We start from the raw sequence: 14,555 nt of genomic DNA on the forward strand, positions 1-14,555 counted from the left end.
AGTGGACGCAATATGCAAGTGTGAGTGTTATGACTATTCAGGACGACCCATTACAGCCCGGCCCGCAAGGCAGCTCTGCCTATCAGAGATTGCTGGACGAGATCCGCGAAGGGTCGTTGTTGCCTGGTGAACGACTGCGGGAGATTGAGCTGTCCGATCGGCTGGGCGTCAGCCGAACGCCGGTCCGCGAAGCCATCCGTCAACTTGAGGCCGACGGGTTGGTCACGCATGTCCCACGATTGGGCGCGACGGTACGCAGCCTGGATTACGCCGAGGTCATGGAACTGTACGAGATGCGCGCCGTGCTTGAAGGCACTGCAGCGCGCCTTGCTGCGCGGGCCGCGTCGGACGTGGAACTGGACGAGCTTGAGGTTTTGAATGAGCGTCTGGCCGAGGCGGGAACAGGTCCGGATGCGGCGCGGATCAACCGGATTTTTCACGCAACGCTACTGGATGCGGCCAAGAACCGGTTTCTGGCAAAATCCATGCTGTCCTTGCAAAAGGCTTTGTTGATCCTTGGCCCATCGCAACTGCTGGACAGCGATCGGGCTGAGGCTGCCGTGGCCGAACATCGCCGTATCATGGCCGCCCTCAAAACACGTGACGGGGCGGCAGCCGAGACGGAAATGCGAGCGCATATCCAGGCTGCGCAACGCATGCGCATTCGCGCATTGCAGGAACGAGATCGCACCAGCGATCAAGGCCAATAGGACAATCGGAAATGGCACCTCAAACCGAAGCTTATGATATTGCAGTGATCGGCGGGGGAAATGCCGCCCTCTGCGCCGCGATGACGGCAGCCGAGGCGGGCGCCCGTGTCCTGATCCTGGAGGCAGCACCGAAACCCTATCGCGGTGGAAACTCGCGCCACACCCGCAACTTTCGCTGCATGCACTCGGGCCCACTGGGCCCGCTTGTCGAAGCGTATGGCGAGGACGAATACCTGTCCGATCTTTTGAAGGTGACCGACGGACAAACTGACGAGCGTCTCGCACGGCTGGCGATCCGCACTTCCGAGGAATGCCTGCCTTGGATGGAAGAACACGGGGTCCGGTTCCAGCCGTCGCTTTCGGGGACCCTGTCGCTGGCGCGAACAAATGCGTTTTTCATGGGTGGTGGCAAGTCTCTGGTTAATGCGTATTACAGAACAGCGGCAGGGCTGGGCGTTGAAGTGCTGTACGAGGCTGCCGTCACCCATCTGGAACTGAATGGCGACAGGGTCGAATGGGTCGACTATACCCACGAGGGGCAGTCCCACCGCATCGCACCGAAGGCCGTCATTGTCGCCTCGGGCGGGTTTCAGGCCGACACCGATTGGCTGACCCGTGCCTGGGGACCGGCGGCGCAAAACTTCCTGGTCCGTGGAACGCCCTATAATCGCGGTGTGGTGCTGGCCGATCTGCTGGATCAGGGTGTCGAGAGTGTCGGCGACCCGACCCAATGCCATGCCGTTGCGATCGACGGACGCGCGCCCAAGTTTGACGGCGGCATTGTCACCCGTCTTGACTGCGTGCCGTTCTCCATCGTCGTGAACAAGAACGCCGAGCGGTTCTATGACGAGGGCGAGGATGTCTGGCCCAAGCGTTACGCGATCTGGGGTCGTCTGGTGGCAGCTCAGCCGGAACAGGTGGGCTACGTGATCATCGACGCCAAATCGCTGAACCTGTTCATGCCGTCTGTTTTCCCGCCGCTTCAGGCTGATACTCTGGATGAACTGGCCGACACAATGGACTTGCCTGCCGGAAAGCTGAAGGCAACGGTCGCCGAATTCAATGCCGCCTGTGGCGACGTCAGCGGCTTCCATCCAACCGAGCTGGACGGAGTTTCCACATCCGGCCTGACACCACCAAAGACAAACTGGGCCCGCCCAATCTCGGAACCGCCGTTCTATGGCTACTCGCTGCGCACCGGTGTGACCTTCACCTATCTGGGGCTCAAGGTCGACGAGACGGCACAGTGTTCGACCCCTAACGGCAAGATCAGGAACCTTTGGGCGGCGGGGGAAACCATGGCCGGCTCGATCCTGGGGCAGGGGTATCTGGCCGGGTTCGGCATGACCATTGGAACGGTTTTCGGACGTATCGCAGGACGTGAGGCCGCCGCTTATGCAAACTGAACTGATACAGGAAGCCCGCCGTCAGGCCGAGATTTGCAATGCCTGCCGGTATTGCGAGGGTTACTGCTCGGTTTTCCCGTCATTGCACGCCGAGCGCGCGTTCTCGGATGGCGACATCACACAACTTGCCAACCTCTGTCACAATTGCAGGGGTTGCTATTATGCCTGCCAGTACACCGCCCCGCACGAGTTTGATCTGAACCTGCCTGCTGCTTTGGCCGAAGTGCGCCGGGACATTTGGGAAAGCTTCGCCTGGCCCCAGCCTTTGGCGCGTCGCTTCCACACCCAAGGAGGGGCAATTGCGCTTGCGCTGGTCCTCGGTTTTGCCGCGCTGTTTTGGGCGATCCGGGCAATCGGGTCTTCTGGCGGCGAAGGTTTCTATGCGGTTCTTTCCCACAATGCGATGGTGGCGATCTTTATGCCCGCCTTCCTGCTGCCGCTGTTCAGCATCGCCATCAGCTTGCGCCGCTATTGGCGTGCGGTTGACGGAAAGTCAGTCCAATGGGCCGATCTGACAGCGGCGTTCAAACGCGCCGGGACGATGCAGGATCTTGCGGCCGGCCACGGCGAAGGCTGCAATTTCGAAGATGAAGACCGGTTCAGCCACGCCCGCCGACACATGCATCAGGCGATCATGTATGGGTTCCTGCTTTGCTTTGCCTCAACCTCGGTTGCGACAGCGATGCATTACGGCTTTGGCCTGTATGCACCCTACGGATTCTGGTCATTACCCAAACTGCTTGGCGTCTCAGGCGGTATCCTGTTGACCATCGGCTGTGGCGGCATGGTCATGTTGAAGCAGAAATCCGATCGTGACCTAGGCGACACGTCCGCGTGGGGTGCAGAGATGGGCTTTATCCTGCTGTTGGGGTTTGTTGGCCTCAGCGGCCTTGTCCTCTACGTGCTCGGCTCGACCACAGTGATGCCCGCTCTTCTGGCCATCCATCTGGGGTCGGTTCTGACCTTCTTCCTGCTCATGCCCTATACCAAGATGGCACACGGGTTCTATCGCCTCGCCGCACTTGTCAGAGATGCACAGAGGAAGCGGGGCACATAAATGGTTCGCACCAGCCGCTGCTTGCGCCCTGGATGGAAGGTGGAAAGGGTCCGGTCAGCGGGCTCTGGTCCTGAACAGGAGCAGGAACACGAACGCCGATCCGATTGAGGTTGTCACGATCCCGACAGGCAATTCCTGCGGGGCCAGCAACAAACGGCTGATAATATCCGAGCCCGTCAGCAATGCCGCGCCGACGAGAGCTGCGGTCGGCAGCAGATGGCCATGCAGCGGCCCCGCGATTCCGCGGGCGATGTGAGGGACCATCAGACCGACGAAACCGATGACACCGGCGACCGAGACGAACACCGCCGTTGCCAGCGCCGCAACAAAGAACATGCTGAACCGCAGTCCGCGCACGGGTACGCCGAGGGTAGAGGCAGTAAGGTCGCCGGTCAGCAGCGCGTCGAGCCAGCGGCTGCGGTAGAGAGAAAAGCTCAGGATCAGAAGCAGGCCTGCGCAGACCAGCGGAAACGTCTCCCAGCGGGCCAGGCCCAGACCGCCCAGCATCCAGAAAATCACGGAATGCGCGGCGCGGCTGTCGCCTGCAAAAATCAGGTAGTTGGTGATGGCCGAGAACAGGAACGAAACCGCAAGCCCGGCCAGGATCAGTTTTTCGGGCGCGCTTGTGCGTAAACCGTGAACCAGCGCCAGCACGATGCCCGACGCCACAAGCCCGCCGCAGAACGCGGCCAACGGCAGGGTCCAAAAGCCCAGCACGTCGCCGGTCACGGTGATCACGAACACGGCGCCGGCCGCCGCACCCGAGGACAGGCCGAACAGGAAAGGATCAGCAAGATCGTTGCGGGTTGTGGTTTGCAGGACGACGCCGACGATGCCCAACCCGGCGCCGATTACGGCCGCGAACAGGGCGCGCGGCAGGCGCAAATCAAACACGATCCGGTGCAACGGCGACATTTCCCGGTCACTCAGACCTGTTCCCAGCAAGACAGCGGTGAACGTGTCGGAAACCGGAATGGATGTGGTGCCGTAGATGGTTGAGATCAGCAAAAGGGCGGCCAGAACGACCGCCCCCAGCAGAAGTGTCAGGCCAAGTCGACCCATATCAGTTGAGATCCGGATGCATGGCCTGCGCCATTTTCAGGATCGCCTCGATATTTGCCGGTCCGGGGGTAAGTTCCTCGTACCGCAGGCCAATCCAGGCCTCGTTCTTGACGGCATCGGTCTGGGACATCACCGGATGCTCCTGCAGAAATTTGAAGGTATCCTCGGCGCCGTTGCCGGTCTGGTAATCCAGCAGCACCAGAAATTCGGGGTTGGCGGCCGCCACCGTTTCCCACGAGGTGCGGCCCCAGCTTGTATCCATGTCATGGGTCACGTTTTCACCGCCCGCTGCGGAAATCATCGCATCGGGAATGGCAAACTTGCCCGCGGTGAAGGGCGCATCAGCCGGACCATCCAACAGGAAAACGCGCGGTTTGGGCAGATCGGCGGTCCGGGTTTCGATCTCGGTCAGTTCTTCTTTCCAACCATCAACCAGTTCCTTCGCCCTGTCTTCGACCTGCATGACCTGGCCCAGGCGCAGAACGTCATCAAACAGCAGGTTCATGCTGGCTTCGGGGCGGTCCTTGTCCAGATGCACGCAGCTTTCGGACAGGATCAAGGTCTTGATGCCAAAGGGTTCCAGCGTGTCAGGGGTCACGTCTCCGCCCGGCTTCATCCCGTAATACCAGCCCGCGAAGAACATATCGGGTTCGGCGGCCACAAGGTTCTCGACCGTTGGGTATTTGGGCGCAAGCTCGGGAATGTCGCCGCGCAGCGTATCGAATTCCGGGCTGGTCTTGTACCATCCGGTGATGCCGGTCAGCCCGACGATCTTGTCCTGCAGACCCAGCGCAAAGGCCATGTCGGTCATGTTCATATCGTGCACGACAATCCGCTCGGGCGCAGTTTCAAAAACCAGCGGCTTGCCGCAATTGTCGACGGCAATTTCTTGTGCCGACGCACCGCCTGCCAGGGCTGTGGTCAGGACCACCGACCAGATCTGTTTCATTCAAAGATGCTCCTAGGGTTAGTTTGAGACCGAGGTTTTTCGGATATCCAGCGCCGGAATCACGCGGCCCTCATGGTGAAAGTACAGGTAGTCGACGCCAAAGGTTTCCCGAACCTGGTCCGAGGTCAGCACATCGGCCACGGGACCAAAGCCCGTGAGCCGCGCGGATTTCATCATGGCCACATGGGTGGCGAATTCGGGGATCATGACGAGGTCGTGGACGATCATAACCACCGTGATGCCCAACTCGGCAACCAGCGACAGCATCCGCCCCTTGGCGTCGGGGTCCAGATGGTTTGTCGGTTCGTCCAGAAACAAAAGCGAAGGGTTCTGTGCCAGAGCGCGCGCAATATGCGCACGTTGACGTTCACCCCCGGAAAGTACGCCCATTCGTTTGTCCGCCAGATCACTCAGACCTGTCAGGTTCAAAACCCTGTCCAGTTCGGCGGCGTGGCCCTCTTTCGACCGATCAGCCCGGATCGGGATTTGCCCCAAGGCCACATATTCCCGCAAAGACAGTCTGCTATCCGGCAGTTCGTGCTGACTGACAACAGCGATCATTCGGGCGCGCTCGTTGGCGGGCATGTGTTTCAGGCTGCGCCCATTGATCAAAACGTCGCCCAGCACCAGTTCGGCCGTGCCGCACAACAGGTTCAGAAGCGTCGTCTTCCCGGCCCCGTTCGGCCCGGCAATTGCAAGGATTGCGCCTTCTTCCAGTTCAAAAGACGCCGCTTGCAGCAGAACATCACCATTCAGCGCATAGTATTCGACGTCACGCACGGCAAGAAATGCAGAGGTCGTCATGAAGGCTCCTCCAAAATCATTCGGGGCAAACGGGAAAGGGTTTTGTCAAAAAGCGCGCTCGGCCTGTCGGACGCGCATGTCCATCCATCGGCACTGTTCTGATATTGCAACGCGAATTCGGCCAAGGCCGCGATGTCATGCGGGGTCCGGATGTCACCGAACAGGTATTGGGCTTTGCCGGCGGCCTGAAACCCAACAGTTGTCGGCTGCGCACACCCGGCCATGCAATCGACCGTGCGAATGGCAAACCCGGAAGGTAGCGCATCTGACAAAGAAGAGCGTATTTTGTCCGCAGACAAATCACCGTTGCATGTCGAACAGATCAGAAGAATATGATCAGTGGCGTCTGACATGGTCCGCTCCACTTGTTGCCAAGCGCGGACAGAAGGTGCTGATCATGTAAACACGTGACTGACGTGCCATCTAAGCCTCCTTCCAGGGCGCCCCGCCCTGGGTTGGTTGAACACTGATGGCAGGTCTCCTGACTCGCGGGTCCTTGCTTGGCCTTCCTTCCCGGCCTATTCGGCCAGTGGGTGTTTGGCGTCGCTCACCGCTTACAGTTGCGGGGGCAGTTACGGACTTGGCCTTCAGGGCCGCACCGTATTCCCTTTTCATCCCTCGGGTCTTCCTTCGGGAACCATCTACTAGCTAAGTGCCTCAGACCCGGGCATGCGTCAATACAGAATTATTGGCAGGACAATCGGATCGGCTGGGCAGGGCGGTGTTCGAATTTCACCGCCCGAGGCTCTCGGATTCAGCGTAGGGGTTCAGTTTTCCAGCAGTTTTAAGACTTGCTCGCGCTCGGACAGGACCAGCAACAGGGCGAGATCGCCCGGTTCGATCTGATCCAGTATTGTCCTGCTCGCCTCGGTCGGGGAAGGCGCGCTCAGGATCTGCTCATCCCGAAGACCCTTGTCCATTGCCGCCTGCTTAATCAGCTTTGGAATCTCACCAAGGTTGCGTCCCCGCAGATAGCCCTCAAGCTCGGCAGCGACGACCACATCCGGCTGGAACCGCAAGGCCGTTTGCGTGACATCGATGATGTCCTGATCGGACCGGTCCCCGGCATGGCTTAGCAGTATGAAGCGGCGCTTTGCCGGAAGTCCGGACAAAGCCTCGCACACCGCTGCGACCGAATGTGGGTTATGCGCAAAATCGACAAAGACACGGGCGCCGTTATGTGAAAACTCGTTGCACCGGCCAGGATTATCTTTGGCGTCTGGCTTGAACCCGGACAATCCGGCGCGAATGGCCTTTATCGGGATATCGAGTGCGCGGGCCAGACACAGCGCAGTCATTGCGTTGAGAATATTGTACCTGGCAGCCCCGCCCATGGCGAGCGGCACATCGTGAACCGAAATCACCGGTTGTTCCGAGAAGCCATCGAAGAACACAATCATCTCGTCCCGCAGGAAGGCACAACAATGTCCTTGCTCGCGGGATTGTTGGATCAGTGCGTTTTTCTGGTCCAGCGAGAACCACCAGATCCTGCAGGACGTGTTCAGTGCCTCATCCCGGACATACGCGTCATCCGCGTTCAGGGCCAGAACGCCATCTTTCTTAAGGGTGCGGTGCACGGCGAACTTGGCCTGCGCCAACTCCGGAACCGTGTTGACGCCATACTGACCCAGATGATCATTGGCGACATTTGTGACAGCCGCAGCCGAGGCGGCATGGGTTGGAAGACCCCGGCGCAGGATTCCACCACGGGCAACCTCCAGACAGGCGACTTCAAGCCGCCGGTCGCGCAGCAGCATGCGCGCTCCGCCGGGGCCGGAATAATCACCACGGTCGAGGATGTCGTCGCCGACGCGGACAAACTCGGTCGAGGTCAGCCCGGCAACCTTGCCCGCCGCCCGGGCGATCGCCTCAAGCAGCCGGGTCGTTGTGGTCTTGCCATTGGTTCCGGTGATGAAGGCGACGGGGATGTTGTGCAAGGCGTCCCACTCGACTTCATCAGGCGCAGGCAGAGCGTTCCAGGCCCAGGTCCGGCTTCCGACCCCGTGGCCGATCGAAATCTCGTCGTCGTCACACAGGATATCGACGCCCCGCGCCGAGGCCGCCTGGATCAGGGCGATCAGGGCCGGATTTGCCTCTTTGGCCATGACGTCGCGGACGTTGGCGATCATCTTGTCGAAATCGCCGGGTGTTTCCCCGACCAGCGCCGCGGCACAGAAATGCCATGCGGTCTGGACCGCAAAGATCGCTGAATATAGCTGATCCATCGGCGCTGAAATCGCAAGGTTCACGCCGCCGGTGAATACCCGATATGTCAGCTTTTCCTGGTGCCAGCCGAGAGCATCCAGCACACGACGTGCATGATGCTGCCACAGCTCAATGACACGCGAAGACTGCTCCTGGTCAAAAAAGACGTCCATGATTGCGCCCGGGTGATCCCAGAGCAACCCGGGCCCGGTCAGCCGGCGCGCATCGTCTACCCGAAACGCGTCACTGGTCGCGCTGGGGATGGTCAGCGCGGTCTCAAGCTCTTCAATTCTGTCCATTCCGGTGCCCTCGGCTCAATCCGCGTCTTCGCTGATTTCGCGGGCCAGACGCACGCCGCGCTCGTCCCGGATCAGGGCCTGATCGCTGTCGAATATGTCCTCGAAAGAGGTCTCAATAGGGGCAGGCTTTCCGATTGCTTCAGCTTCAGGTGCGTCGCCATCCGAATTGAAGTAGATGATCTGTTTCCAGCAGCGGGTGGTGTCGTCGCCGAATATCACCAGCAGATCGCCGGGAGCTGCCATTTCAAGACCCGCCGTCACCGCTTCGACCTCATCAGGGATGATTGTGATCGCCTCATCCGGCGTGCCGCCTGCAATCAACGCCTGCCGCAGCATCTGAGGAATTTCGTCATGCCCGCGTCCGCGGCGGCGGTCGTCAGCCTTGCAGATGAAGTGGTCAAAATGACCGGCCAGCGCCGCGCCCGCATCCTCGACGTCCTCGTCACGACGGTCACCGGGCATCGATACGACGCACAGCCTGCGGCCCTTGATCTCTAGCTGGTCGGCCAGCGCCGCCATTGCCTTCAGGGCGGCGGGGTTGTGGCCATAATCCAGGATTACCTTGAACGGATGTTCGTCATAAACGTTCATCCGCCCCGGTGCCTGGAAATAGCTGGTGTCAAAGGTCCGCAGCCCGTGGCGGATGTTGTCCAGATCAACGCCAAAACTATAGGCCATGGCGGCAGCAAACATGGCGTTCTGCACGTTGAAGATCGCCTTGCCTTCCAGTGTCGCCGGGATCAGGTGCGACCAGAGCACGGGGATATGCAGGCCATTGTCGTATATGGTCAGCATGTCGCCGTTCATGCCTTTTTCCAGCACGATGGCCTTGCCGCCTTCCTTGATATGTTCTTTCACAAGACTGTGGCCGGGATTGGTCGTGACATAGAAGATCTGACTTGCCCCGGCATAATCCGCCATCTTCAGGCAGTTGATGTCGTCGGCGTTCAGAACGGCCGTATCCGTGGCGCTTTCCACCACGACGCGTTTGACCACGGCAAGCTCTTCGACCGTGTTGATGCCACCCAGCCCCAGATGGTCGGCGGATACGTTCAGACAGGCGGCCACGTTCGAGCGTTGATAGCCCAGGCCCGAACGCACCAGCCCGCCACGCGCGGTCTCCATCACGGCGAAATCGACCATCGGATCGCGCAGCACGATCTGGGCCGACTTGGGCCCGGTCATGTCGCCCTTGACGCTCAGCTTGCCATCCACATAGACCCCGTCGGTCGAGGTCATGCCAACGGTCTTGCCGCTGGTTTTCATGATATGGTTCAACATCCGCGATGTTGTGGTTTTCCCGTTGGTTCCCGTGATTGCCGCAATGGGGATGCGTGTCTTGTCCCCGACCGGGAACAGCATGTCGATCACCCGACCGGCAACATCGCGCGGTTGGCCTTCGGACGGAGCCACGTGCATCCGGAATCCGGGGGCTGCGTTCACCTCGACAATCGCGCCGCCGATATCCTTGTAGGACTTGGTGATGTCGTCGATCAGAAAATCGACACCGCCTACATCCAGCCCAACCGCCATGATGGCGCGTTCAGCCATGTCGCGGTTGTCGGGATGAACCACATCGGTCAGGTCGATGGCCGTGCCGCCTGTGGACAGGTTCGCGGTAGAGCGCAAATAGAAAACCTCGCCCTCCGGCAAAACGGTTTCTTCGGTCACTCCGGCGTTTTCCATCAGGCGTTTGGCCTGATTGTCGATCTCCAGCATGGTCAGCACTTTTTCGTGCCCGATGCCCCGGCGCGGGTCCTGGTTCACGATGGCGACCAGTTCAGCAATCGTATGCTTGCCATCCCCCATCACATGACCCGGAACCCGTTTGGCGACGGCGACCAGCTTGTTGTTGACCACCAGCATCCGGTGATCAAATCCTGTAATGAAGCTTTCAACCAGAATGGCGCGGCTTCGCGAGTGTTCCTTGGCCTCGGCAAAACCGGCCTCGACCTCGGATTCCGAGTTCAGATTGATCGATACTCCGCGGCCGTGATTGGCATTCAGCGGTTTGACCACCACCGGAAATCCGATCCGGCCAGCTGCTTTTGCGGCTTCGCGGGCCGAATAGACCATGCGCTGTTGTGGCACCGGCAGACCCAGATCGTTCAGCAGATTGTGGGTATCTTCCTTGTCGCAGGAAATCTCGACCGAGATATGTTTGGTCTCGGACGTGATGGTCGCCTGAATGCGTCGCTGATACTTGCCATGCCCGAACTGAACCAGCGATCCTTCGTTCAGGCGGATCCATGGAATGTCACGTTCTTCGGCGGCCTTGACCAACGACCCGGTCGAGGGACCGAATTCCTTGCGTTGGGCACGCAGAACAAAGCTGCGCAACTCGTCGTCCCAATCGAAATCGGGATCGAAATCATAGTCCAGGGCTTCCTTGAGGTTTTGCGGCAGCAGGTGCATCAGCAGGCGCATGGCCAGTTTCCCGGCATCAAGTCCCACGTCGCGCTGGCGGTATTCGTAGACCATATTGTACTGGCCGGGTTCGCCTGTGCCCCGCGTCCGGCCAAATGTCACATCCGTGCCGGCCACGTTCTGAACCTCGATGGCGCAATGTTCCAGCACGTGACCCAGCCAGGTGCCTTCATCCTCGCTCAGACGGCGGATAAAGCCGCCGGGCTCGCGATAGGAACAGCCATGCTCGGCAAGGCCGGGGAGGGCCGCGACCAATGCGTCGATGAATTCGGGGCCTATTCGGGCCGAGGGCCAATCTTCCAACAATCCCAGATCAATGACGTGTCGAATAACCGGAAAACTTGCCCAGACGTTGGGACCGACGAAGACATTGGTAGAGATTATTTTCATAAGGCTCCTCGTTTATTAATTGTTCATTTCCCCCCGGAGGCGTCCTCGTCGCCGGACAAATCGGGCAAGGTGCAGAACGCCATATGCTCATCTGGCGGAAAAGCCTGGCGAGCCATCAGGTCATAACGGCACCCTTCGCCCAGAACGTCAAGCCGAAGACCTAAAAGGCTCAGTGCTTCGCCCCGGCGTGCATCCCACATCGAGGAATGCGTCAGATGGCTGGCATCAACGACCGTGACCGTGCCGCTGCCAACAACCTCCAGGACGTTGTCGGGGCCAATAAAGGCGGCGGTGTCCTCGTCAATTCCAAGGCCGATCAGAAAAGGGTTGAAAGATGAGGCGGTTAGAAGGCGCCCCAGCCGATTGCGCTGGGTAAAATGCTGGTCGATGATCACCGCGTTGGTCAGGCCCATGCCCGGTGCAAGCGTGATGTTGCCTTCGGCGGGGGCCGAGTTGCTGCTGCCTCCGGCGACCATATGCTCGGACATGATCGACGCCCCGGCAGAGGTTCCGGCAACCGGCACGCCCGCCGCATTCCGGCGGCGGATTTTCTGCGCTACCAGCGTTCCGCCGAGAATCGCGGACAGGCGCAACTGGTTGCCACCAGTCATGAAAATGCCGGTCGCCCGGTCCAGCATTCCGGCGTAATCGGGGTTGTCACAGTCGGCGCGGCGCGAGATGGGCAGGAATTCGACCTGACCCGCGCCAAGCTCGGAAAAGATGCGGTTATAGTCCGGCCCCGTTTCTTCCAGCATCGAGGCGGTCGGGATCACAACGATGTCGGCATCCGCGCCGCCTGACAGCTCCACGAACTTGCGGTGGATCTGCATTTCCTTCACGCGGTCTTCGCCGCCACCAATCGGAATGATGAACCCGCGAGGGGTGTCTGCATCAACGGGTGCAGGGCACATGTCAAGATTACCTTCTTCGTCCTGAAGCGGGGCAGCCGCCGGGGCCGCACAGGCGCTTATATCTGTTCATACATGCCGCGCCGGGCTATCTGGGCGCTGCGGACATGCCATTCCCCCCGCGCCATCACATGCCGTATGCCAAGGTTTTCGTCAAGAACCACCAGATCGGCGTCTTTTCCGTTGCTCAACCGGCCTTTTCCATGCAATTTCAGCAGGTCGGCGACATTTGATGTCAACGGGCGCAGAGCCTCATCCAGAGGTACGCCCATGCCCACCATCTCGGCCAGCGTTTCGGGCAATGTGTCAGACAGGCCAACGCCAAAACGGGTCAGATTGCCCTCATGGTCGAATGCGGGCAGGCAGCCGCCACCATCGGAGCTGATGGTGAAGCGGTCTGTCCGCCCGCCGGCATCACGAAACTGAACATAGGCTTCGGCAGCGGAAATGCCTGGATCGACATGCGCGCAGGGAAAGGCCGTGGCATCAATGAAACAGCCATGACGGGCAAGGGCGACGGCCTGTTCGAACAGCGGCTTGTTGCGGTTGACATGGGTCGGATTGAAGACCCGGGCCGGAATTTCGCTGGTCTCGATCGCCTGTTCCAGCATCGAAAGCCCGCGCACGCCATCCCCCATATGGCAATGAACGATCCCGGCCTTGCCTGTCATCAACCCTGCAACATGCGCCTCGCTGGCAATGCGCAGGAACTCGTCCAGTGTCGGCTGGCTGGAGCGATGATCGCTGATCGCCAGTTCACCGACACCGATGACCGGGTCAAGGAACACGATGTCGCCACGGGCGGACCCGGTCAGCGTGGTCAGCGGGACGTGATAGCCGCCCGTGTGGCACCAGGCCGAAAGTCCTTCTGCGCGAAGACCGTAGGCTTGCTGCACCAGTGTCTGCGTATTGCGGGTCAGATCGTCGGTCCCCAAAACCCCAACGACCGAGGTGACGCCCGCCCGCGTGAACGAGGACAATACCATCGGCGGCACTCGGCTGGCAGGTCCGGTTTCGCCGCCCCCACCCGTGATGTGGGCATGGCCGTCGATCAGACCGGGCACAACCGGCGCGCCTTCGGCATCCAACACGTCAACCTGCAACGGCCCGCCCAGATCAGGCAGGTCCCGGCCCAGATAAACGATCTGTCCGGCAGCGACCAAAAGATGACCGATCCCAAAGGGCTCGGGGGTAAAAAGATTGGCATTCCTGATCAGGGTCAGCATATTTGCGGTCCGTCATATACAAAACGAACGTTCTTTATTTGACCCTTTCGCAAAGCTCAAACAATTCCGTGCGATTACCTGTGGATCATGTTCCGCCAGATTCAGTTCAGGAAGGTTTCGATTTTGTCCAGGGTGGCAACATTGACAGCCACCCCATCGGTCTGTGACGCAGCGCGCTTCGCGCCGCGACCGTCCCCCGGAAGATGGGCGCCCGACTGCGCCCTGATTGCATCTAACAGCGCGCCTATCCCAGTGGCGAAACTGTCGCCGGATGTGGCGGCGGGATCGATTGCAATAAAGAACTGGCCGGTCTTGGGTGGGCCACCGGCGGTACCCGAAAACGGCGATGCATGGATGCCCAGTGTGGCTCCGGTCAGCGCGGCGGCCATGACCTCGGTCAGCAATGCAACGCCCACGCCCTTGTAGCCGCCGGACGGCGCCATCGAGCCTTTGAGGCCGACATTGGGGTCGGTTGTCGGGTTGCCATCGGGATCCAGCGCCCAGCCGACAGGAATGGCCTTGCCTTCGCGCGCGTGTTTCATCACTTCGCTTTTGGCGATGGTGCTGGCGCTTTGATCAATCAGCAGCGATGGCTGCCCGTCCGGGCCGGGAACCGCAACCGAGAACGGGTTGGTGCCAACCACAGGTTTCGATCCTCCGGATGGTGCGATCGAAGCGGGGGCGTTGGTAAAGCCCAGACCCACCAGACCGGCCTGCGCCAGCCGATATGTATGATATCCCAGAACACCGCAGTTATAGCTGTTGCGGATTGCAAGCACTGCCACGCCCTGCTCGCGCGCAGCCTTTGTCAGCGCCTCGAACCCGAGATCGATGGCGGAATGTGCAAAACCCGTCGCCGCGTCGACGTTGATGACACCGGGGCGCGGGCGGGTCAGAACGGGCTCGGCCCGACCATCCACCTTGCCGCACTGCACATGCTCGCAATAAATCGGGATATAGGCGAGGCCGTGGCTTGCAACACCATCCGCTTCGGTTGCAGCGGTGGCCACTGCCAGCGGGCGGGCGTTGGCCTCGGTGGTGCCCGCAGCGACAAGCGCGCGAAAGGCCAGATCTTCGATTTCTGCGAGGGTCAGGGTGCGGGTCTCGATCAT

At 60.3% G+C, this 14,555-nt stretch carries 12 protein-coding genes and 1 riboswitch; of the genes, 3 read left to right on the plus strand and 9 right to left on the minus strand.

What is annotated here, in order from left to right; translation table 11 throughout:
• The first annotated feature begins 29 nt into the window (after window positions 1–29).
• Genes ACR0MI_RS10860 through tcuB form a run of 3 tightly spaced genes read left to right on the plus strand, consistent with a single transcriptional unit; the run spans window position 30 to window position 3,173 of the window.
• Complete coding sequence (locus tag ACR0MI_RS10860) at window positions 30–710, plus strand: GntR family transcriptional regulator (RefSeq protein ID WP_170614815.1); 681 nt, start codon at window positions 30–32, stop codon at window positions 708–710.
• A gap of 11 nt (window positions 711–721) precedes the next feature.
• Window positions 722–2,116, plus strand: a complete 1,395-nt coding sequence (tcuA, locus tag ACR0MI_RS10865) for an FAD-dependent tricarballylate dehydrogenase TcuA (RefSeq protein ID WP_170614814.1) — start codon at window positions 722–724, stop codon at window positions 2,114–2,116.
• Window positions 2,106–3,173, plus strand: a complete 1,068-nt coding sequence (gene tcuB / locus ACR0MI_RS10870) for a tricarballylate utilization 4Fe-4S protein TcuB (RefSeq protein ID WP_170614813.1) — start codon at window positions 2,106–2,108, stop codon at window positions 3,171–3,173. Before tcuA ends, tcuB begins: the two co-directional genes overlap by 11 nt.
• Window positions 3,174–3,227: 54 nt before the next feature.
• Here the strand turns inward: tcuB and ACR0MI_RS10875 are convergent, their stop codons facing one another.
• The 9 genes from ACR0MI_RS10875 to ACR0MI_RS10915 all read right to left on the minus strand — a co-directional run bounded on the left by ACR0MI_RS10875 (window position 3,228) and on the right by ACR0MI_RS10915 (window position 14,555).
• Entirely contained in the window at window positions 3,228–4,235 is a 1,008-nt protein-coding gene (locus tag ACR0MI_RS10875; protein WP_170817170.1) for an iron ABC transporter permease, read from the minus strand.
• 1 nt (window position 4,236) lies between these two features.
• The gene (locus ACR0MI_RS10880; protein ID WP_170817171.1) at window positions 4,237–5,184 is read right to left on the minus strand and encodes an ABC transporter substrate-binding protein; all 948 of its coding nucleotides are present in this window, start codon (window positions 5,182–5,184) and stop codon (window positions 4,237–4,239) included.
• Window positions 5,185–5,202: 18 nt separating this feature from the next.
• Window positions 5,203–5,988: an ABC transporter ATP-binding protein gene (locus ACR0MI_RS10885; protein WP_170614810.1), complete on the minus strand. Its 786-nt coding sequence runs from the start codon at window positions 5,986–5,988 to the stop codon at window positions 5,203–5,205.
• Window positions 5,985–6,341, minus strand: coding sequence for a DUF1636 domain-containing protein (locus ACR0MI_RS10890; protein ID WP_170614809.1), 357 nt, complete (start codon window positions 6,339–6,341; stop codon window positions 5,985–5,987). The genes ACR0MI_RS10885 and ACR0MI_RS10890 overlap by 4 nt, the downstream gene beginning before the upstream one ends.
• 101 nt (window positions 6,342–6,442) lie before the next feature.
• Window positions 6,443–6,645, minus strand: a riboswitch (cobalamin riboswitch).
• A 110-nt stretch (window positions 6,646–6,755) separates the two neighbouring features.
• Window positions 6,756–8,492 carry a Mur ligase family protein gene (locus ACR0MI_RS10895; RefSeq protein WP_170614808.1) on the minus strand — a complete coding sequence of 579 codons (1,737 nt, stop codon included), beginning with the start codon at window positions 8,490–8,492 and terminating at the stop codon, window positions 6,756–6,758.
• Between the two features lie 15 nt (window positions 8,493–8,507).
• On the minus strand, window positions 8,508–11,309 hold the full coding sequence (gene cphA / locus ACR0MI_RS10900) for a cyanophycin synthetase (RefSeq protein ID WP_480854356.1): 2,802 nt from the start codon (window positions 11,307–11,309) through the stop codon (window positions 8,508–8,510).
• Window positions 11,310–11,332: 23 nt separating this feature from the next.
• Window positions 11,333–12,220 carry a cyanophycinase gene (locus ACR0MI_RS10905; RefSeq protein WP_170614806.1) on the minus strand — a complete coding sequence of 296 codons (888 nt, stop codon included), beginning with the start codon at window positions 12,218–12,220 and terminating at the stop codon, window positions 11,333–11,335.
• Window positions 12,221–12,276: 56 nt separating this feature from the next.
• Window positions 12,277–13,443: a beta-aspartyl-peptidase gene (gene iadA, locus ACR0MI_RS10910; RefSeq protein ID WP_170614805.1), complete on the minus strand. Its 1,167-nt coding sequence runs from the start codon at window positions 13,441–13,443 to the stop codon at window positions 12,277–12,279.
• Window positions 13,444–13,544: 101 nt separating this feature from the next.
• Entirely contained in the window at window positions 13,545–14,555 is a 1,011-nt protein-coding gene (locus tag ACR0MI_RS10915) for an Ldh family oxidoreductase (protein ID WP_170614804.1), read from the minus strand.

The sequence above is a fragment of the Ruegeria sp. D4 genome, from assembly GCF_056534475.1.

What these genes read in the sequence shown, in the direction of transcription:
- ACR0MI_RS10890 (WP_170614809.1), bottom strand. Translation starts at nt 6,341, where the DNA reads ATGTCAGACGCCACTGATCATATTCTTCTGATCTGTTCGACATGCAAC.
- iadA (WP_170614805.1), bottom strand. Translation starts at nt 13,443, where the DNA reads ATGCTGACCCTGATCAGGAATGCCAATCTTTTTACCCCCGAGCCCTTT.
- tcuB (WP_170614813.1), top strand. Translation starts at nt 2,106, where the DNA reads ATGCAAACTGAACTGATACAGGAAGCCCGCCGTCAGGCCGAGATTTGC.
- ACR0MI_RS10895 (WP_170614808.1), bottom strand. Translation starts at nt 8,492, where the DNA reads ATGGACAGAATTGAAGAGCTTGAGACCGCGCTGACCATCCCCAGCGCG.
- cphA (WP_480854356.1), bottom strand. Translation starts at nt 11,309, where the DNA reads ATGAAAATAATCTCTACCAATGTCTTCGTCGGTCCCAACGTCTGGGCA.
- ACR0MI_RS10915 (WP_170614804.1), bottom strand. Translation starts at nt 14,555, where the DNA reads ATGATCGAGACCCGCACCCTGACCCTCGCAGAAATCGAAGATCTGGCC.
- ACR0MI_RS10905 (WP_170614806.1), bottom strand. Translation starts at nt 12,220, where the DNA reads ATGTGCCCTGCACCCGTTGATGCAGACACCCCTCGCGGGTTCATCATT.
- ACR0MI_RS10860 (WP_170614815.1), top strand. Translation starts at nt 30, where the DNA reads ATGACTATTCAGGACGACCCATTACAGCCCGGCCCGCAAGGCAGCTCT.
- tcuA (WP_170614814.1), top strand. Translation starts at nt 722, where the DNA reads ATGGCACCTCAAACCGAAGCTTATGATATTGCAGTGATCGGCGGGGGA.
- ACR0MI_RS10885 (WP_170614810.1), bottom strand. Translation starts at nt 5,988, where the DNA reads ATGACGACCTCTGCATTTCTTGCCGTGCGTGACGTCGAATACTATGCG.
- ACR0MI_RS10875 (WP_170817170.1), bottom strand. Translation starts at nt 4,235, where the DNA reads ATGGGTCGACTTGGCCTGACACTTCTGCTGGGGGCGGTCGTTCTGGCC.
- ACR0MI_RS10880 (WP_170817171.1), bottom strand. Translation starts at nt 5,184, where the DNA reads ATGAAACAGATCTGGTCGGTGGTCCTGACCACAGCCCTGGCAGGCGGT.